Raw genomic sequence first — 17,921 nt, 5'->3', positions numbered from 1 at the left:
CCCGGCCCGCCCGGTGCGCGGAGGGACGTGCGCTATCCGAGCGCCTGCGTCAGGTCGGAGAGCAGATCGTCCACGGACTCGATGCCGACGGAGAGGCGGACCAGGTCGGCCGGTACCTCCAGCGCCGAACCGGCCACCGATGCGTGCGTCATCCGGCCCGGGTGCTCCAGCAGGGACTCGACGCCGCCGAGGGATTCGCCGAGCGTGAAGAGCTTCGCCCGGTTGCAGACCTCGACCGCCGCTTCCTCGCCGCCCTGGACGCGGAAGGAGACCATGCCGCCGAACGCCTTCATCTGCTTGGCGGCGATCTCGTGCCCGGGGTGCTCCGGCAGCCCCGGGTAGAGGACCTGGGTGACCTTCGGGTGGCGGGTCAGCAGTTCGGCGACCTTGGCGGCGTTCTCGCAGTGCCGGTCCATCCGGACCGGCAGCGTCTTGATGCCGCGCAGCACCAGCCAGGAGTCGAACGGTCCGGCGACCGCGCCCATCGCGTTCTGGTGGTACGCCAGTTCCTCGCCCAGCTCCGCGTCGGCGGCGATCAGCGCGCCGCCGACGACGTCGGAGTGGCCGCCCATGTACTTGGTCAGCGAGTGCACGACGACGTCCGCGCCGAGTGCGATCGGCTGCTGCAGGTAGGGGCTGGCGAAGGTGTTGTCGACGACGAGCCGGGCGCCGGCCGTGCGCGCCACGTCCGCGACCGCGGCGATGTCGGTGATGCCGAGCAGCGGGTTGGACGGGGTCTCGACCCAGATGACCTTCGTACGGTCGTTGACCGCGGCCCGGACCGCCGCGGCGTCCGAGGTGTCCGCGACGGAGAAGTCGACACCCCACCGCTTGACGACCTTGGCGAAGAGCCGGAACGTGCCGCCGTAGGCGTCGTTCGGGATGACGACGTGGGCGCCGGGATGCAGCAGTGTGCGCAGCAGGCAGTCCTCAGCCGCCAGCCCGGACGCGAAGGCGAGCCCGCGGCGGCCGCCCTCGACGGCCGCCAGGTTCTCCTCCAGTGCGGTGCGGGTCGGGTTGGCGCTGCGGCTGTACTCGTAGCCGCCGCGCAGTCCGCCGACGCCGTCCTGCTTGTACGTGGACACCTGGTAGATGGGCGGAACAACGGCGCCGGTGAGGGGATCGGCGGTGTTGCCCGCGTGGATCGCGAGGGTCTCGAAGCTGTGCTGGTCGCTCATGGGGCCAGAGCGTAGTTCGTCACCGGGGTGATCCACGTCCACTGCGCCGTCCGGTGACAATGGGCCCATGGAGATTCTCTGGTTCCTGATCGCGTTGTGCATGCTCGCCGCGGTCGTCGGCCCCTTCGTGCTGCGCCGCCGCTCCGGTGTCCGCCTGGTCGCGCCCGGCTCCCCCGACGCCGCCGACCCGGACACGTACGGCTTCCTGCGCCAGGAACAGCTGGACGTCCGGATGCCGGGGCCCGACCAGGACCTCCTCGACGTCCTCGACGTCGTGCAGCGCACCCAGGACTGGCGCGCCGCGTCGCAGTTGCTGGCCGGCACCCCGACAGAGGGCGAAGTGCGCTGGCAGCGGGTGCAGGCGTTCGCCGGCGCGGCCTCGCTGGAACTGATGCAGGCACCGGGCACCGGCGGTGCCTGGCTGCGGTCGTGGCGGGCCGAGTCGCCCGAGGACGCGGGCGGGGCGGCGGTGCACGCCGAGTTCCTGGTCCAGCAGGCGTGGCGGTCGTCGACCGCGGGTACGGACGAGCACCGGATCATCCTGGAGGAGGCCCGTACGGCCTGCGGCGAGGCCGCCCTGCTGGCGCCCGGCGACCCGGTCCCGTACATCGTCGAGCTGGCCGCCGCCCGCGGACTCGGCTACTCCCACGAGCAGTTCGACCAGCTCTGGGTGAAGATCATCGACCGGGCCCCGGCCCACATGGGCGCGCACATCGCGGCGCTGCACTTCTGGTGCGAGAAGTGGCACGGCTCCCGCGAGGAGGCCGAGCGGTTCGCGACGGCGGCCGCGGCCCGTGCCCCGCAGGGTTCGCTGCTCGCCGCCCTGCCGCTGTTCGCGGTGTACGAGCACCTGCCCGAGGTCAACCTCGTCCAGGGCTTCTACCGGAGCGTGGTGGTGACGAAGGCGGTCGAGGGCGCGTTGTTCGCGGTGCATTCCGCACGCCCCGACGACCCGATGCTCGCCCATGTCCGTCATCTGCTGGTGCTGTTCCTGGTCCGGATGGAACGCTGGGCGGAGGCCATGCACCAGTTCCTCCACATCGACGGACACGTGGGTGCGCTGCCGTGGACGGAGAATTCCGACCCGGCCGCCGCATACGCCGTCTACCGGGCGCTCGCGGTGGCCGGGTACGAGGCGAACGGCGGCAGCCCGGCGACGCTCCCGCGCTAAGGGCAGTCCCGTGATGCCTGGCGGGCGTCACGAACGGTTCCACCGCTGGTCAGCCCCCCTGTCCCGCCGCTGAACCATGGAACGAGATCACCGCACGGGCTCCCCACCACTACATGGCCCACTACTCGGCGCTCCAGTACTGGTGCGCCAAGCGGTCCGCAAGGCGGCGAAGGCCGCGAAGGCGCGGGGCTGACACAGGCCTCCGCGATCGCGGCCGGCGCGGCGGCTGACCGGTGAGCCCGGGCCGGGGAAACACCCGGCCCGGCGTGCGCCGATCCGGTCGGCGGCGACGGCCCACGGATGTGCTCGGCCAGGGAATTCCGGCGGAGCACATCCGCGCAGTGGGCACGGTGGGCGTCTCCACCAAGTCGGCATGCGTCAGGCCGACTTGGGCCGCAATGACCGACGCCAGGAGTCCTGCTCTGCTAGCGTCGTCGGCCGGACGGCACCACGCGGGAACGGTGCGCGGAGGCCGCCCCTGCCCGGGTTCCGCATACGCGGGCGGCCGGCGACTGCCCGACCGTCGATCTGCCGGTGGACCGCGCGGCGGCGCCACCGGCCCGAGGAGTTCCGCACCGATGACGCGTGACGACGGCGACAGCGCGGTGGCCCTGAGCGGGCGCCCCTGGTTGATGGCGAACGAACTACTGGCTTTCGCGGTGGAATTGGCGGCGCTGGGCTGCCTTTCCTGGTGGGGCTTCACGACAGGCGACGGGGTGGCCGCCCGGTGGCTGTTGGGGATCGGTGCGCCGGCGGTGGCCATCGTGCTGTGGGGGCTGTTCGCCGCTCCGCGCGCCCGGATCCGTCTTCCGCTGTGGGGAGTTCTGCTGGTGAAGGCCGTGGTGCTCGGCGGCGGGGTGTACGCGCTGTACCGGGTGGGTCACCCGGTGGCGGCGTCGGTGGCCGGCGCCGTGGTGGTCGCGAACACCGGGCTGGCCGAGTACTTCCGGTTCCGGCCGGGCGATGTCGCGGCCCGTCGGCCCTGAACGGCTCCGGCCGGGTGCGCGTCCCCTGCGGTCGGAGCCACGTCAGCGCCGCGGCTGCGGCGCCGCCGCCCGCAGCGCGGCCGCGGTCACCGACGCGTCGTAGTCCGGTCCCACTCCGTCGACGAACACCACGTCACCCGCCATGTTCCGGGTCCGCAGCGGCAGCAGCTCCTGGTAGGCGGCCGACTCGTACCAGCCGCGGGCGGCCGCCATGCCGGGGAAGCCGACGACGACGAGCGCACCGGACCAGTCGCCCTCGACGACCTCGACCTGCGTGCCGTGGACGAGGAAGCGGCCGCCGAAAGGAACCATGGTGGACTGGATGCGCTCGATGTAGCTGAGCACCTCCTCGCCCGGGTGGCCGGTGGTGGGGTACAGGTGCCCGATCACGTAAGCGGTCATGGTGCAGCCCTCCTGGTCTCCGTGCTGCCGGGGCCCGGCCAGCCGGTGCGCACCATGCTGCCCGGCGGTGTACCGGGCGTCGATTACCTCCGGGGTAGGGGCGGGTTCAGTCGGTGACGCCCAGGTCCTCCCGCATCAGTTCCCGCATCGCGTCGAGGAACGGCCCCGCCTCCCGCAGCCTCTCCAGGGCCCGCTCCGCGGTCTCGCCGCCCTGGGCGAGGCCGCGGTCCAGGCGTTTGACGACCGCGTCGGCGTCGGCGAGTACCTGGTTGAGCTCGCGGGACGCCTGCAGGATCCGCTCGGGGACGATCATCTGCGCCTCGGCGTAGCGGTCGCGGTGGTCGAGGCGGGCCTCTTCGAGCTGGATGCGTTCCTGCTCGGCGTAGACGCCGTCCCTGATCCGGTGCAGGGCGTCCTTGAGGAGCGTGTGGAACTGCCGGGAGGCGCGGTTCATGGCGGTGTAGTGGTCGCGCCGTTCCTCGAACGCCCTTCGCTCGCGGGCCGTTCCGGCTTCTTCGGCGCGCTCTCGCGCGGTCAGCCGTTGCGCGAACACCGGCGCGAACAGGGTGCCCAGGACGCCGACGACTGCGGTGATCATGGCGGTTATGGCAGCGGTCATGGCTGCGAGATTAGTGCCGGTGACGGAAGGGAAGGGACATGATGCAGCCATGACAATCTTATGGCGCACGGAACCACCCCGCACCCCGCCGCGCGCCGGGGAGCTGCGCCGCAGTCTCGCCGCCGGACTGGACTGCTATCTCTCGCTGCTGACCGGCGGCCTGGTGGCCCGGCCGCACATCGAGACGGCCGGCGGACCCGAGGCCGCCGGACTGCTGCTGGGCCCGGCGCTCGCGTTCTCGTTCCTCAACCAGGTGGTACTCACCGCGCTCGTCGGCGCGGGCGCGGGCAAGCTCATCATGGACATACGGGTCGTCAGCCTGCCCGGTGCCGGGCGTCCCGGACCCGGGACGCTGACCCGGCGCTGGCTGTACGGCCTGGGCCGGGTGCCATTGCAGCCCTGGTACTGGCTGCACCCGTACCGCTCCGGTACGGACGTCGGCCGGCACCCGGCGGGCGGCGGCACGTCCGGGTGCCCGCACGCGGACCGGTTCGCCGATCCGTCCGGGGTCCGCCAGGTCCGGCGGGGCGACCTCGCCGCGTACCGGACGTCGGGCGCGGGACAGCAGCGGCGGCGTTAGCCGCGACGCCACCGCCCCGCGCCGGGAGGTGTGCGGGCGGGTCAGGCCGCCGCGTTCTCGGTGATCGTGACGCGGCCCTTGCGGATGGTCGCCAGTCGCGGCGCCCTGCGGGCGATCGCGCTGTCGTGGGTGACCATGATGAAGGTCAGCCCGTGCTCCTTCCACATGGTCTCCAGCACCTCCATGATCTCGTCGCGCATCGACTCGTCGAGATTGCCGGTGGGCTCGTCGGCGAGCAGCACCTTCGGCTGCTTGACCAGGGCCCGCGCGATCGCCACGCGCTGCTGCTGGCCACCGGACATCTCGCCGGGGAGATGTCCGAGCCGCTCACCGAGTCCGACGGACTCCAGCGCCTCCGCTGCGCGCCTGCGCCGCTCCGACGCCTTGCCGCCGAGCGGGACGAGCGCCGTCTCGACGTTCTCCTGCGCGGTCAGCGTCGGGATCAGGTTGAAGCTCTGGAAGACGAAGCCGATGTTCTGTGCGCGCACCTTGGTGAGCTTGGCCTCGCTGAGCTTCGCGAGGTCCACACCGTCGAGTTCGACGCTGCCGGACGTAGGGCGGTCCAGGCCGCCCAGCATCTGCAGCAGTGTGGACTTGCCGCCGCCGGTGGGGCCCTGGATGACCAGGCGACCACCGTCCTCGATGGTCAGATCGACACCGGCGAGCGCATGGACGGTGGACTTGCCGCGCGCATAGCGCTTGGTGACGCCGCTGAGCGTGTACATGGGTCAACTCCTGCTGAACTGAAGGGGGTAGGGCGTCCGGACGGGCTATTCGACGCGGCGCAGCGCATCCGCGGGGCGCAGCCGCGAGGCCCGCCAGCCGCCGAACGCGCCCGCGATCAGCCCGCCCGCCACGGCCAGTCCGACGGCGATCAGGATGATGGAGAGGGAGACCGGCGCGGTCAGCGCGATGTCGAGGGCCTTGGACGCGGACTGCCTGCCGGGGCCGCCGAACATGCCGCCGCCGGCGCCCCCCATGCGGCCGGCGCCGCCGCCCGATCCGCCGAGCTGGGCGGTGAGGGTGGGGCTGATGGCGGTCACGATGTAGGCGCCGCCGAGACCGACCGCGATGCCGAGGACACCGCCCATCAGACCGTTGACGAGCGCCTCGCCGACGACCTGCCGGGTGACCCGGCCGCTCTTCCAGCCGAGCGCCTTCAGCGTGCCGAACTCGCGCACCCGGCGGCTGACCGCGGAGGAGGTGAGCAGGCCGGCGACGAGGAACGCGGCGATCAGGACCGCGATGGACAGCCACTTGCCGACGCTGGAGGCCAGGTCGGACGCGGTGGACAGGGAGCCGGAGACCGTGTCGGCGAGGTCCGCGGAGGTGGTGACCGTCGTACCCGAGATGTTCTTCTGGATGGCGGACTTGACGCTGTCGATCTGCTGCGAGTCAGCGGCCTTGACGTAGACCGTGGTGACCTTGTTCTTCGAGTCGGCGAGGGTCTGCGCCTGCTTCAGCGGTATGTAGAGGTTGGCGGCGGCGTCGCCGCTGTCCGCGGTCGACACACCGACGATCGTGAACTTGGTGCCGGAGATGGTCACGGTCTTGCCGACCGCGAGCTTCTTCTGCTTGGCGTACGAGGCGTCGACGACCGCGACCGCGGCGTCGGTCTCGGTGGTCTTGAAGGTACGGCCCTTGGTGATCTTCGAGGAGGTCAGCGGGCCGAGGTCCTGCTTGGTGACGTCGGTCCCGTAGACGGTGTACGAGTTGACGTCGAACGAGGCACCGCCGCCCCGGACTTCACCCTGCGGCTGGCTGTTGCCGCCGCCGAAGCCGCGCTGGCGGCCGGAGCCCGCGTTGCCGTTCTGCTTGAACTCGCCGCGCTTGAACTGTCCGTCCACCTTCAGGACGTTCAGGCTCAGGCCGCCGACGGCGTCCGCGACGCCACTCTGCTTGTCCACCTTGTCGACGGTGGTGGACGACAGGGTCTGGAAGCCCTGGACCATGACCCGGTCCGAACTCTGCTTCGAGTCGTCGCCCTTGGCGTCGAAGTTGAACCTGGGGCGTTCGCCGGTGGAGCCGGGGGCGGCGGCGGCCTTGGTGACCGTCATGTCCGTGCCGAGGCCGTACAGCGATTCCAGGACCTTGTCCTGGGCCTTGCTCATGCCCGAGGAGACCGAACTGACGATGATGACCAGCGCAATGCCGAGGGCGAGCCCCGAGGCGACGACCAGCGCCGCCTTTCTGCGGCGGCGCAGCTCGCGCCGGAGGTAGGTGAAGAACATGGCGTGAGGCTATGAACCGGTTGTGATGGCGAGTTAAGGCCACCATGAGATCCCGATGAGAAGCGCCGGACACGCCGAAGGCGGCGGCACCGGGGATCCGAGGGGATCCGGGTGCCGCCGCCTTGCGTACGGAACGTCGGGGTCATGCCGTTCCGGGGGTGGAGAGGGGCGTCCGACGGGGTCAGACCGCGGAGCCCGCCTGCCAGTCCGCCCAGCTCATGTTCCAGCCGTTGAGGCCGTTGTCGGGGGTGATGGTCTTGTCCGGGGAGTTCTTGACGACCACCACGTCGCCGACGATCGAGTTGTTGTAGAACCAGGCGGCGGGCTGATTGGCGTCGTTCGCGCCCTTCACGTCGGCGAGGCCGACGCAGCCGTGGCTGGTGTTGGCGGTACCGAAGACCGACCGCGCACCCCAGTAGTTCCCGTGTACGAAGGTGCCGGACGAGGACAGCCGCATGGCGTGCGGCACGTCCTTGATGTCGTACTCACCCTTGCCGTCGTCGTCGGTGAAGCCGACCGTCGCACCGTTCATCCGGGTCTCCTTGAACTTCTCGGAGATCACCATCTGACCGTTGTACGTCGGGTTGGTCGGGGAACCGGACGAGATCGGTATGGTCTTGATCGTCTTGCCGTTCTGGGCGACGGTCATGGTGTGCGCCGCGGCGTCCACCGTCGAGACCTGGTTGCGGCCGACCTTGAAGGTGACCGTCTTCTGCTGCACACCGAAGACGCCGTCCGCGCCCTCGACGCCGTCGAGCGCGAGCTTCAGCGTGACGGTCGAGCCGCCGGTCCAGTACTGCTCGGGGCGCAGGTCGAGGCGCTGCGCGTTGAACCAGTGGCCGACGACCTGCTGGCCGCTGCTGGACGTCACGGTGACACCGGCCTGGACGGCCTTGCGGTCCGTGATCGGCTTGTTGAAGTTGATCGAGACCGGCATGCCAACGCCGACCGTGGAGCCGTCCTCGGGGGTGAAGTTCCCGATGAAGCTGTTGGCGGGCGACACGGTGGTGAACGACGAGTTCTCGTGGGCCTCGCGGCCCTTCGAGTCCTTCGCGGTCGCATTGATCTTGTATGTGGTCGAGCGCGCCAGCTGAGCGTCCGGCTGCCAGCTGGTGCCGTCGGCGGCCAGGGTGCCCTGGACGCTCGCACCGTCCGCGGTGGTCATGGTGACCGCGGTCAGCTTGCCCTTGGCCACGGTGATCCTGGCGGCGTTGTTGATGCTCGCGTTGGTCGCGCCGTTCTTCGGCAGGATCGCGATCTGCGCCTGCGAAGCGTCCTGGGCTGCCGCCCGGTCGACCTCTGCCGCCTGCGACTTCTTCGAGCTCTCGGCGCTACTTCCGCCCTTGTCGCCGTCGCTGCAGGCAGTGAGCACCAGCACGCCGCCGAGCAGTACGGACGCGGCCGTCAGGCCCCTGCGCCGCTTGCTGTCCGTCATCACACGCTTCTCCATACGTTGCCGAAAAATCCCCATATAACCCCGAGCGGAGCCGCCGACAGGCGGATCCCCGTCAATGCTTCAAGAACACCCGGGAAGGGCCCTCCGTTCCACATCGGTCACAGATGTGGGGAACACCACTCATCGACGCAGCCATCGCGTCCGTGGTTCCCGGGGGCGGGCGGGCGGCCGGTCACGGCCCGCCGGAAGCGGGCCGAGGCCGTCGCTTCCGCGCTGCGGGCCCTGTCCCCGGCGGGGATGCGAGCCCTAGGCCCGCGGTCCTCCGCCTCGTTCTTCCTCCCCAGTGTGCCGGACGTCGTCGTCGTCCTCGCCGGCGTCGCTTCCGTCGTCGCCCTCGTCGAGGTCCCAGTCGTCCGGGTCCTCGGGGTCGTAATCGATGATCTCGCTGCTCCAGGAAGCCTGTGCCAGCTCGATCCCCGGCACCTCACCGACCAGGTCGAACGGGTCGACCAGGGAGGCGAGGGCCTCCGCACCGTCTTCCCGCACCGCGGACTCGGCATGCATGCGTTCCTCCGCGGGCCCCTCACCCGGCTCGTCGAACTCTGCGGCGATGCCCTCCAGCGCGGCAGCGCCGAGGGCGTCCGCGTCGGTGATCTCCACCACCATCTCCACGCGAAGACGGATAAAACGCGATGTCTCTGAAGTGCTCATACGCCGGAGCGTAGAGCCATCGACCCCTGTGGCTTTCCTGCGACCCGCTGCTTTCATTAGCATCGGCGCACGCGACCAACTCACCGCCGCAACAAGGGGGATCGATACCCGTGTCCGTTGCCCGCCGCCTGCTCCTGACCGCCACCGTCGCGGGCACACTGCTGTGCGCCCTCTGGTTCGTGCCCTCGGCGAACGCGACGGAAGGCACGGCCGGTGCGCCGGGCCCGGCCGACCGGGCCGGGGCCGAGGCGGCCGGACCCGCGCCAGACCGCACCGGAACCGGAGGGGCCGACACCACTGCGTGGCTGATCGGTGGCACCGCGTTGCTGGGAGCCGGCGCGACGTACGTCGTCCGCTCGCCGCGCCGCTCCGCACGGCCGGACCCGGCCGGCGGCCGGGTCTGAGGGCCGGCCCGGTCCGGCCCCGAGGCGGCAGAGCTCAGCCCAGCGTTCCCGTCACCGGCTCCACCGCGGCCACCAGCTTCCCGTCCCGTACGAACGCCTCCGCGGCGGCCAGGTCCGGCGACAGGAACCGGTCCGGTCCGGGACCTTCCACACCCGCTGCCCGCAGCGCCTCGATCGCTGCCAGGGACGCGGGCGCCGGGGTGAGCCCCTGGGCGGCGCGAAGCTCGATGGCGCGGGTCGCCGCATACAGCTCGACGGCGACGATCCGTCCGAGGTTCTCCACTGCCGTACGGAGCTTGCGCGCCGCGGACCAGCCCATGGAGACGTGGTCCTCCTGCATCGCGGACGACGGGATCGAGTCCGCCGAGGCCGGGACCGCGAGCCGCTTCATCTCGCTGACCAGGGCCGCCTGCGTGTACTGGGCGATCATCAGCCCCGAGTCGACGCCCGGGTCGTCGGCGAGGAACGGCGGCAGCCCGTGCGAACGGTTCTTGTCCAGCAGCCGGTCGGTGCGGCGCTCGGTGATCGAGCCCAGGTCGGCGGCGGCGATCGCCAGGAAGTCGAGTACGTACGCCACCGGGGCGCCGTGGAAGTTGCCGTTGGACTCGACGCGCCCGTCCGGCAGGACGACGGGGTTGTCGACGGCCGAGGCCAGTTCGCGGTCGGCGACGGTCCCGGCGTACGCGAGGGTGTCCCGCCCGGCGCCGTTGACCTGGGGCGCGCAGCGCACCGAGTAGGCGTCCTGGACGCGCGGCGCGTCGTCCTGGTGATGACCGGTGAGGCCCGAACCGGCGAGCACCCGCAGCATGTTGTCGGCGCTGACGCCCTGACCGGGGTGCGGCCGTATGGCGTGCAGCTCCGGGGCGAGGACCTTCTCCGTGCCGAGCAGCGCCTCCAGGCTGAGCGCGGCGGTGATGTCGGCGGAGGTGTACAGCTCGCGCAGGTCGGCGAGGGCCATCACGAGCATGCCGAGCATGCCGTCGGTGCCGTTGAGGAGGGCGAGGCCCTCCTTCTCGCGGAGTTCGACCGGGGTGATGCCGTGCGCCGCGAGGAGCTCACCGGCCGGGCGCACAACGCCGTCGGGGCCCTCCGCGTCGCCCTCGCCCATCAGCGTCAGGGCGCAGTGCGAGAGCGGTGCCAGGTCGCCGGAGCAGCCGAGCGATCCGTACTCGTGCACCACGGGGGTGATGCCGGCGTTCAGTACGTCGGCCATGGTCCGGGCGACCTCGGGGCGCACGCCGGTGTGGCCGGAACAGACCGTCTTCAGACGCAGGAACATCAGCGCCCGGACGACCTCGCGCTCGACGCGCGGGCCCATGCCGGCCGCGTGCGAGCGGACGATGTTGCGCTGGAGCTGCGCCCTGAGTTCCGGGCTGATGTGCCGGCTGGCGAGCGCGCCGAAACCGGTGGAGACGCCGTAGACCGGCTCGGGCTTGGCGGCCAGCGCGTCCACGATCTCCCGGGCGGCGGCGAGCGCGTCGAGGGCGGCTGCGGAGAGCTCGACGCGGGCACCCGCGCGAGCCACGGCGATGACGTCCTCAGCAGTGGTTCCGGACGTCCCCACCACGACAGTGTGCATATCCATATTCAGAAGCGTACGGATTGAATCCCTTCATGTCACTAGTGGTCGTGCGGTTGACCCCTTACCCGTCCTGCCCGTCCGCCGACGGCGGCCCCGGGTGCTACGGCCGGTTGCCTCGCAGCCGGCGACGGTCGTGGGCGGACTTCGGCGGCGAGTCGGCCAGCCGGATCACCTCCCCGTCCCGCCCGGCCACCACCGGTTTCACCGAGCGTGCCGCCTTCGCCCGGTACTGGGCGGCGTCTGCCAGCCTGAAGAGCCGCCGGGCCGAGCGCACCGGTCCGATCGGGTCGCCGGTGGACGCGATGCCGCACGCCACCCCTTCGCCGTGCTCCAACTCGGCGGCGCGGTCGCACAGTTCGGTGGCCACCCGGATCACCTCGTCGGCCGTGGGCCCCACCGCCAGCAGGCAGAACTCGTCCCCGCCGAGCCGGGCGGCGAGCGCTCCGGGCAGCATCGCGCCACATCGGGAGAGTACGGAGCCGAAACGTTCCAGCAGCCGGTCGCCGACCGCGTGGCCGAGCGTGTCGTTGACCCCCTTCAGACCGTTCAGATCACACACGGCCAGGCTCACCACCGAACCGTCGGCGCGGTGCTGCTCCAGCGCCTCGTCGAGCCGTGTGTCCACGGCCCGGCGGTTGGCGAGCCCGGTCAGCGGGTCGGTGAAGGCGAGTCTGCGCACCTCTTCGAGGCGCTCGGTCTGGGAGATTCCGGCGGCGACGACGGCGGCCAGCACGGTCGCGAAGTCCGCGTCCTCCCGCCCGAACACCGGCTCCCCCACCGCGCGCGCCACATAGAGCTCGCCCCAGGCCCGTCCATGCAGCACGATCGGCGCCACCACGCAGCAGCCCCGCCCGCGCCGCCGCAGGGCCGCCACCCGCTGGTGGCAGTACCCGCTCCCGTACCCGTGCGCGCCGGCGATCTTCGCCCCCGGGCCGGTACCGTCGGCCTCCTCCTCGCCGAGCGGCCCCTCGGCCGTCTCCACCCAGGCGTCCGGCTCGCCGCCCCCCGCCCACCGCTCGTGCAGGAACTCGGTGATCTCCGGGAACTGGTGCACCGGGTACGTCTCGGCGTCGGGGAACTCCTCCTCCCCCTCGGCCCGTTCGCCCGCGTTCACCAGCACCCGCAGCCGCCCCGGCCCGCGCTCCCACACGGAGAGCGCGGCGAAACTGCCGCCCAGCGCCTCGCACGCCCCGAGCGCGGCCGCCCGCCAGGACTCGCGGGGGCCGTGCGCCGCAGCCATCGACTGCGCAAGCGAAACCACGGCCCGCAGCCGCGCATCATCACCACCCATCGTCACACCTTATGTAGGTTTGTGATGATTTGATCAACTTGGGGCTCTTAATCATCCGCGCTCCGCGTCGGAAGGATCACCTGCCGCTACTCACCCGGCCAGTTCGGCTTGCGCTTCTCGTTGAACGCGGCCACGCCCTCCGCCCGGTCGCCGGAGAAGGCGACCGACCGCCAGGCGGCGTCCTCCACTTCCAGCCCGGCCCGCAGGTCCAGCCCGTGCCCGAGCCGCAGCGCACGCTTCGCGGCGCGCAGCCCCACCGGCGAGTTGGCGGCGATCCGCCCCGCGAGCGCCAGCGCCTGCGACCGGTCCTGCCCGGCCTCCACCAGCTCGTCGACCAGACCCAACTCCCTTGCCTCGGCCGCGTCCACCCGGCGGGCGGAGAAGATCAGCTCGGCGGCGCGCGCCGCACCGACCCGGCGCGGCAGCAACTGCGTACCGCCGCCGCCCGGGATGACACCGACCGAGACCTCGGGCAGACCCACCACGGCGGTCCGGTCGGCGACGATGAGATCGCAGGCCAGGGCGAGCTCGAAGCCGCCTCCCAGCGCGAACCCGTGCACGGCGGCGACCGTCGGCATCGGCAGGTCCAGCACTCCGGTGTAGGAGGCACGGGTGGTCGGCCGCTGACGGAGCAGTTCGGCGTCGGTGAACGAGTTCCGCTCCTTGAGGTCGGCGCCCACGCAGAAGGCGCGCTCATGGCTGGAGGTGAGGACGGTGACCCGTACGCCCTCGTCGGCGGCGAGAGCGGCGCAGGCGGCGGCGATCGAGCGGGCCATCTCCGTGGACACGGCATTCATGGCCTTGGGCCGGTCCAGGACCAGCTCGGCGACGTGCTCCCGGCCCTCGTGGACCCGTACGGCGACGAACTCCCCGAACCGCTGCTCGGACGTGACGGTCATGACTGCACCCCTCCGGTTAACGAGCGTTACCGGAGGGATCCTAGGTGCTGTCCCGCGGCCTGCGGCGGGCGCCCGGCAACCGTCAGTGGCTGCCGCGCCGGGCCAGCAGCCACGGCTCCACCACGCCGAGACCGCGCACCGGCCGCTGCCACATCGGCTGGAGCCCGTACCGGTACTTCGGCACCGCCAGCGGCTCCACGCCGCCCTGGCGCTCCTTCTCGGCCGCCGCCGCCTCCTCCGCCGCCTGCGCCTCGGAGGCCGGCGCGTCGCCCGTACGCGTCAGCTCCTCGGCGAACGCACCGTCCACCAGCACGGCATCCTTCGGGGCTATCGACGTGAGCCGGCTGGCGAGGTTCACCGTCGTACCGAAGACATCGCCCATCCGGGTGGTGACCGTGCCGAAGGCGATGCCGACGCGCAGCGCGGGCATCGTCTCGTCGTGGGCCATCGCCTCGATCAGGCGCAGCGAGATCTCCGCCGCCGTGCCCGCGTCGTCGGCGGCGAAGAGAACCTCGTCGCCGAGGGTCTTGATGAGCCGGCCGCCGTGCGCGGCGACCAGGTCGGCGCAGGTCGTCTCGAAGGACTCGACGAGCTCACCGAGCTCCTCCTCCTCCAGCCGCCGGGTCAGCCGGGTGAAGCCGACCAGGTCCGCGAAGCCGACGGCGAGCCTGCGGTCGACCATCTCGTCGTCGTCGGCGGCCTGCACCACACGGCCGGTCGCGGCGGCGAGCTGGCGCCGCCAGACGTAGATGAGGAACTCCTCCAGCTCCGGCAGCAGCAGCTCGACCAGGGGGTACGTGACCTCGGTGCGCGTCATCCCGGGCTCGGGCGGCTCGGTCAGCCCCTCCAGGAAGGAATCGATCTGCCATTCCGCCAGCCGGGCGGTGGTCTGCCCGGTGGACCGGGCGACCTGCACCGCCATCGGCTCGCTGAGCAGCCCGGCCTCGACGAGTCCGGCGAGCCGGCGCAGCGCCAGCACGTCCGCCTCGGTGAGCGCCTTGGCCTGGCCGATGTCGGCGAACCCCATGGCCCGCCAGAACCGGGACGCCAGGTCCATCGAGACTCCGGCGGTACGGGCCGCCTGGAACGGGGTGTAGCGACGGTCGGCGCCCAGGATCAGCTGTTCCAGCCGGATCGCGAGAGGATCGTCGGTCGGTTCGACCGTGTGGTCGACGGCGTGATGCGGTGTCGCGTGGACCGAGGGTTCCGACGGGGGCTCCGCGCCCGCGCCGGAGGTCGTGTCGTCGACGGTCACCAGCCGCCTCCTGCCCGTTCCCTGCGCACTGCCCTGCCGATCTGTCGGTGGATCGCCTCAACGATACGGCAGGTGTGCGCTACCTCACCTGGATGACTCGGCAACGAACTGCTCCCCGGCCGGGGCCGGGGGCGTGCGGGTCCGGACGGGCGGGTGTTCTCCCGGACTCCGACGGCCGCGGGTCCGGGCCCGGCAGGCCCGGACCGGTGGCGGCCGGGCCCGGCGTGGCGGCCCCGGTACGCGGAGTCACGGCCGGGCCCCGGCCGCGGGGCCCGCCTCAGGTGAGGCCGCCCTCCGCGCCCCTGAGATGGACGATGTCACCCGCCGACACCGGTTCCCGGAGGCCCTCGCCGGTGGAGAGGACCAGCCGGCCGTCACCGTCGACGGCCACCGCCTCACCGGTCAGGGACCGGTCGCCGGGGAGCTGGGCCCGTACCGTCCGCCCCAGCGTCGCGCAGCCCGCCGCGTACGCGGCCTGCAGGCCGCTCTCCGCCGCGTCCCCGTCTGCCGCCCGCCACTCCCCGTACCAGTGCTCCAGAGAGCGCAGCACGCCCCTCAGCAGCGTCTCCCGGTCGGTGGAGACCGCTCCGGCCAGGGCCAGCGAGGCCGCCGTCGGGGCGGGAAGTTCGTCCGCCCGCAGCGAGACGTTGAGGCCGATGCCGACGACAACGCCGTCACCTGCGCGTTCGGCCAGGATGCCGCCCGTCTTGCGCTCCTCGCCCGCCACCGTGACCAGCAGGTCGTTGGGCCACTTCAGCGCCGTGTCGACCCCCGCGGCCTTCGCCAGGCCGGTCGCCGCCGCGACACCCGCGAGCAGCGGCAGCCAGCCCCACCGGTGGACCGGCACGTCCTCACCAGGGGTGAGGTAGACGGAGAAGAACAGGCCGGAGCGGGCGGGCGCCGTCCAGGTCCGGTCCAGACGGCCGCGTCCCGCGGTCTGTTCCTCGGCGATCAGGACCGTGCCCTCGGCGAGCCCCGCAGCCCGCGCCGCGAGGTCGGAGTTGGTGGAGCCGATGGTGTCCACCACGTCGAGCGAGGTCCACAGTCCGCCAGGCCGCAGCAGCCCACGGCGCAGCGCGGGGACGTTCAGGGGCGGCCGGTCCAGGTCCGACCAGCGGTTCGGTGAAGCATCCGGAGGTGTCATGCAAGCCACCCTAGGTGTGGCAAACGACGCACTGCCGAACGGTATCCGCGCCGATACGCTACGGATCAGTAGCTGCTGCACACCTGATCAGCGGCTGCCGGATCCGGCCGTCGCCACGCACGCACCGTGCCCGCGGCCGCTGAACCCGCCCGACCGTCGTCCCCGTGAACAGGCAGGGAGCCGCCACCCGATGTCCGAGCCGGAAGAGATCGACATCCACACCACCGCTGGCAAGATCGCGGACCTGCAGCGCCGTATCGGTGAGGCGACCCACGCGGGTTCCGCACGTGCAGTCGAAAAGCAGCACGCCAAGGGCAAGTTGACGGCCCGCGAACGGATCGATCTGCTGCTCGACGAGGGTTCCTTCGTGGAGCTGGACGAATTCGCCCGGCACCGCTCCACCAACTTCGGCATCGAGAAGAACCGCCCGTACGGTGACGGCGTCGTCACCGGTTACGGCACGGTCGACGGCCGCCCCGTCTGCGTGTACTCGCAGGACTTCACCATCTTCGGCGGCTCGCTCGGCGAGGTCTACGGTGAGAAAATCGTCAAGGTGATGGACTTCGCGCTGAAGACCGGCTGCCCGGTCATCGGCATCAACGACGGCGGGGGCGCACGCATCCAGGAGGGTGTGGTCGCGCTCGGGCTCTTCGCCGAGATCTTCCGCCGCAATGTGCACGCCTCGGGCGTCGTCCCGCAGATCTCGCTGATCGTCGGACCGTGCGCGGGCGGCGCGGTCTACTCCCCCGCGATCACCGACTTCACGGTCATGGTCGACCAGACCTCGCACATGTTCATCACGGGTCCGGACGTCATCAAGACGGTGACCGGTGAGGACGTCGGCTTCGAGGAGCTGGGCGGAGCCCGTACGCACAACACCACGTCGGGCGTCGCCCACCACATGGCGGGCGACGAGAAGGACGCCATCGAGTACGTCAAGTCGCTGCTCTCCTACCTCCCGTCGAACAACCTCTCCGAGGCGCCCGCCTTCCCGGAGGAGGCCGACCTCGCGGTGACCGACGAGGACCGCGAACTCGACACCCTCATCCCCGACTCGGCGAACCAGCCCTACGACATGCACACCGCCATCGAGCACGTGCTGGACGACGGCGAGTTCCTGGAGACGCAGGCCCTGTTCGCGCCGAACATCATCACCGGCTTCGGGCGGGTCGAGGGCTACCCCGTCGGCGTCGTCGCCAACCAGCCGATGCAGTTCGCGGGCTGCCTGGACATCAACGCCAGCGAGAAGGCCGCGCGCTTCGTCCGCACCTGCGACGCGTTCAACGTGCCCGTGCTCACCTTCGTCGACGTCCCCGGCTTCCTGCCCGGCGTGGACCAGGAGTACGGCGGCATCATCCGGCGCGGCGCCAAGCTGATCTACGCCTACGCCGAGGCGACCGTCCCGCTGATCACCGTCATCACCCGCAAGGCGTTCGGCGGCGCGTACGACGTCATGGGCTCCAAGCACCTGGGCGCCGACATCAACCTCGCCTGGCCGACCGCGCAGATCGCGGTGATGGGCGCGCAGGGTGCGGTGAACATCCTGCACCGGCGCACCATCGCAGCCGCCGAGGATCAGGAGGCGACCCGCGCCGAGCTGATCGCCGACTACGAGGACGCGCTGCTCAACCCGTACGTGGCGGCCGAGCGCGGCTACGTCGACGCGGTGGTCATGCCGTCCGACACCCGGGCACACGTGGTGAAGGGGCTGCGCCAGCTGCGCACGAAGCGGGAGTCGCTGCCCCCGAAGAAGCACGGCAACATCCCCCTCTAGAAAGGGTCCTGACCATGATCAAGGTCGTACGGGGCAACCCGACCCCGGAGGAACTGGCCGCCGCACTGGCGGTGGTCCAGGCACGCGCCACGGCGACGGCCGAGGTGCCGTCCGGCGCGCCCGAGCAGCCCGAGCAGTGGTCCGACCCGGGCCGTATCGCCCGGCGCGAGCGTCACCGGCCGGGCCCGCGGGCCTGGGCGCGGACGTACTGGCCCGTCTAGGGCCGCTCGTTCGGATCGGGCCGGTTCAGCCGCCCGCCCGTGCGTGTCCGCCGGAGGCCCGGAACCCCCCTGCCGGG

At 71.6% G+C, this 17,921-nt stretch carries 18 protein-coding genes; 6 read left to right on the top strand and 12 right to left on the bottom strand.

Annotated features, from left to right (window positions below):
- Window positions 1-32 precede the first annotated feature (32 nt).
- Window positions 33-1,178, bottom strand: a complete 1,146-nt coding sequence (locus ACFVXE_RS25765; RefSeq protein WP_389674507.1) for a cystathionine gamma-synthase — start codon at window positions 1,176-1,178, stop codon at window positions 33-35.
- A gap of 67 nt (window positions 1,179-1,245) precedes the next feature.
- Here ACFVXE_RS25765 and ACFVXE_RS25760 point away from each other — a divergent pair, with 67 nt between their 5' ends.
- Together ACFVXE_RS25760 and ACFVXE_RS25755 are read left to right on the top strand one after the other, a co-directional pair.
- Window positions 1,246-2,349 carry a hypothetical protein gene (locus ACFVXE_RS25760; RefSeq protein WP_389674505.1) on the top strand — a complete coding sequence of 368 codons (1,104 nt, stop codon included), beginning with the start codon at window positions 1,246-1,248 and terminating at the stop codon, window positions 2,347-2,349.
- Window positions 2,350-2,927: 578 nt separating this feature from the next.
- Window positions 2,928-3,335, top strand: a complete 408-nt coding sequence (locus ACFVXE_RS25755; protein ID WP_389674504.1) for a YrdB family protein — start codon at window positions 2,928-2,930, stop codon at window positions 3,333-3,335.
- 42 nt (window positions 3,336-3,377) lie between these two features.
- Here the strand turns inward: ACFVXE_RS25755 and ACFVXE_RS25750 are convergent, their stop codons facing one another.
- Complete coding sequence (locus ACFVXE_RS25750; RefSeq protein ID WP_389674502.1) at window positions 3,378-3,737, bottom strand: DUF1330 domain-containing protein; 360 nt, start codon at window positions 3,735-3,737, stop codon at window positions 3,378-3,380.
- Window positions 3,738-3,843: 106 nt separating this feature from the next.
- A complete protein-coding gene (locus tag ACFVXE_RS25745) occupies window positions 3,844-4,356 on the bottom strand; it encodes a hypothetical protein (RefSeq protein WP_389674501.1) in 513 nt (170 codons plus the stop codon).
- 49 nt (window positions 4,357-4,405) lie between these two features.
- On the opposite strand from ACFVXE_RS25745, the gene ACFVXE_RS25740 reads away from it, so the two are divergent.
- A complete protein-coding gene (locus ACFVXE_RS25740) occupies window positions 4,406-4,936 on the top strand; it encodes an RDD family protein (RefSeq protein ID WP_389674499.1) in 531 nt (176 codons plus the stop codon).
- Window positions 4,937-4,977: 41 nt separating this feature from the next.
- Here ACFVXE_RS25740 and ACFVXE_RS25735 read toward each other — a convergent pair whose 3' ends face one another.
- The 4 genes from ACFVXE_RS25735 to ACFVXE_RS25720 form a co-directional block, all read right to left on the bottom strand.
- The gene (locus ACFVXE_RS25735; RefSeq protein ID WP_389674497.1) at window positions 4,978-5,661 is read right to left on the bottom strand and encodes an ABC transporter ATP-binding protein; all 684 of its coding nucleotides are present in this window, start codon (window positions 5,659-5,661) and stop codon (window positions 4,978-4,980) included.
- 45 nt (window positions 5,662-5,706) lie between these two features.
- Window positions 5,707-7,167, bottom strand: a complete 1,461-nt coding sequence (locus ACFVXE_RS25730; RefSeq protein ID WP_389674495.1) for an ABC transporter permease — start codon at window positions 7,165-7,167, stop codon at window positions 5,707-5,709.
- A 181-nt stretch (window positions 7,168-7,348) separates the two neighbouring features.
- The gene (locus ACFVXE_RS25725; RefSeq protein ID WP_389674494.1) at window positions 7,349-8,617 is read right to left on the bottom strand and encodes an Ig-like domain-containing protein; all 1,269 of its coding nucleotides are present in this window, start codon (window positions 8,615-8,617) and stop codon (window positions 7,349-7,351) included.
- 252 nt (window positions 8,618-8,869) lie between these two features.
- Window positions 8,870-9,274 carry a hypothetical protein gene (locus ACFVXE_RS25720; protein WP_389674492.1) on the bottom strand — a complete coding sequence of 135 codons (405 nt, stop codon included), beginning with the start codon at window positions 9,272-9,274 and terminating at the stop codon, window positions 8,870-8,872.
- Window positions 9,275-9,384: 110 nt separating this feature from the next.
- On the opposite strand from ACFVXE_RS25720, the gene ACFVXE_RS25715 reads away from it, so the two are divergent.
- Window positions 9,385-9,678 carry a hypothetical protein gene (locus ACFVXE_RS25715; RefSeq protein ID WP_389674490.1) on the top strand — a complete coding sequence of 98 codons (294 nt, stop codon included), beginning with the start codon at window positions 9,385-9,387 and terminating at the stop codon, window positions 9,676-9,678.
- Between the two features lie 34 nt (window positions 9,679-9,712).
- On the opposite strand, the gene hutH is transcribed toward ACFVXE_RS25715, so the two are convergent.
- The 5 genes from hutH to ACFVXE_RS25690 all read right to left on the bottom strand — a co-directional run bounded on the left by hutH (window position 9,713) and on the right by ACFVXE_RS25690 (window position 15,849).
- Window positions 9,713-11,263, bottom strand: coding sequence for a histidine ammonia-lyase (hutH, locus tag ACFVXE_RS25710; protein WP_389674489.1), 1,551 nt, complete (start codon window positions 11,261-11,263; stop codon window positions 9,713-9,715).
- 97 nt (window positions 11,264-11,360) lie between these two features.
- Entirely contained in the window at window positions 11,361-12,551 is a 1,191-nt protein-coding gene (locus tag ACFVXE_RS25705) for a diguanylate cyclase domain-containing protein (RefSeq protein WP_389674488.1), read from the bottom strand.
- Window positions 12,552-12,637: 86 nt separating this feature from the next.
- Entirely contained in the window at window positions 12,638-13,450 is an 813-nt protein-coding gene (locus ACFVXE_RS25700; protein ID WP_389674487.1) for an enoyl-CoA hydratase/isomerase family protein, read from the bottom strand.
- 82 nt (window positions 13,451-13,532) lie between these two features.
- Window positions 13,533-14,705, bottom strand: a complete 1,173-nt coding sequence (locus ACFVXE_RS25695; protein ID WP_389674485.1) for an adenylate/guanylate cyclase domain-containing protein — start codon at window positions 14,703-14,705, stop codon at window positions 13,533-13,535.
- Between the two features lie 277 nt (window positions 14,706-14,982).
- Window positions 14,983-15,849 carry a biotin--[acetyl-CoA-carboxylase] ligase gene (locus ACFVXE_RS25690; RefSeq protein WP_389674483.1) on the bottom strand — a complete coding sequence of 289 codons (867 nt, stop codon included), beginning with the start codon at window positions 15,847-15,849 and terminating at the stop codon, window positions 14,983-14,985.
- A gap of 190 nt (window positions 15,850-16,039) precedes the next feature.
- Here ACFVXE_RS25690 and ACFVXE_RS25685 point away from each other — a divergent pair, with 190 nt between their 5' ends.
- On the top strand, window positions 16,040-17,623 hold the full coding sequence (locus ACFVXE_RS25685; RefSeq protein WP_389674481.1) for an acyl-CoA carboxylase subunit beta: 1,584 nt from the start codon (window positions 16,040-16,042) through the stop codon (window positions 17,621-17,623).
- A 14-nt stretch (window positions 17,624-17,637) separates the two neighbouring features.
- A complete protein-coding gene (locus ACFVXE_RS25680) occupies window positions 17,638-17,844 on the top strand; it encodes an acyl-CoA carboxylase subunit epsilon (protein ID WP_389674479.1) in 207 nt (68 codons plus the stop codon).
- Window positions 17,845-17,921: the final 77 nt, after the last annotated feature.

The organism is Streptomyces sp. NPDC058231, from assembly GCF_042882275.1.
Lineage (GTDB): Bacteria > Actinomycetota > Actinomycetes > Streptomycetales > Streptomycetaceae > Streptomyces.
The sequence above is the reverse complement of the archived record's forward strand: the minus strand, read 5'-3'. Positions and strand labels throughout refer to the sequence as shown.

Coding starts and splice junctions, on each gene's coding strand:
- ACFVXE_RS25765 (WP_389674507.1), bottom strand. CDS start 1,178: ATGAGCGACCAGCACAGCTTCGAGACCCTCGCGATCCACGCGGGCAAC.
- ACFVXE_RS25760 (WP_389674505.1), top strand. CDS start 1,246: ATGGAGATTCTCTGGTTCCTGATCGCGTTGTGCATGCTCGCCGCGGTC.
- ACFVXE_RS25755 (WP_389674504.1), top strand. CDS start 2,928: ATGACGCGTGACGACGGCGACAGCGCGGTGGCCCTGAGCGGGCGCCCC.
- ACFVXE_RS25750 (WP_389674502.1), bottom strand. CDS start 3,737: ATGACCGCTTACGTGATCGGGCACCTGTACCCCACCACCGGCCACCCG.
- ACFVXE_RS25745 (WP_389674501.1), bottom strand. CDS start 4,356: ATGACCGCTGCCATAACCGCCATGATCACCGCAGTCGTCGGCGTCCTG.
- ACFVXE_RS25740 (WP_389674499.1), top strand. CDS start 4,406: ATGACAATCTTATGGCGCACGGAACCACCCCGCACCCCGCCGCGCGCC.
- ACFVXE_RS25735 (WP_389674497.1), bottom strand. CDS start 5,661: ATGTACACGCTCAGCGGCGTCACCAAGCGCTATGCGCGCGGCAAGTCC.
- ACFVXE_RS25730 (WP_389674495.1), bottom strand. CDS start 7,167: ATGTTCTTCACCTACCTCCGGCGCGAGCTGCGCCGCCGCAGAAAGGCG.
- ACFVXE_RS25725 (WP_389674494.1), bottom strand. CDS start 8,617: ATGGAGAAGCGTGTGATGACGGACAGCAAGCGGCGCAGGGGCCTGACG.
- ACFVXE_RS25720 (WP_389674492.1), bottom strand. CDS start 9,274: ATGAGCACTTCAGAGACATCGCGTTTTATCCGTCTTCGCGTGGAGATG.
- hutH (WP_389674489.1), bottom strand. CDS start 11,263: ATGGATATGCACACTGTCGTGGTGGGGACGTCCGGAACCACTGCTGAG.
- ACFVXE_RS25705 (WP_389674488.1), bottom strand. CDS start 12,551: ATGGGTGGTGATGATGCGCGGCTGCGGGCCGTGGTTTCGCTTGCGCAG.
- ACFVXE_RS25700 (WP_389674487.1), bottom strand. CDS start 13,450: ATGACCGTCACGTCCGAGCAGCGGTTCGGGGAGTTCGTCGCCGTACGG.
- ACFVXE_RS25690 (WP_389674483.1), bottom strand. CDS start 15,849: ATGACACCTCCGGATGCTTCACCGAACCGCTGGTCGGACCTGGACCGG.
- ACFVXE_RS25685 (WP_389674481.1), top strand. CDS start 16,040: ATGTCCGAGCCGGAAGAGATCGACATCCACACCACCGCTGGCAAGATC.
- ACFVXE_RS25680 (WP_389674479.1), top strand. CDS start 17,638: ATGATCAAGGTCGTACGGGGCAACCCGACCCCGGAGGAACTGGCCGCC.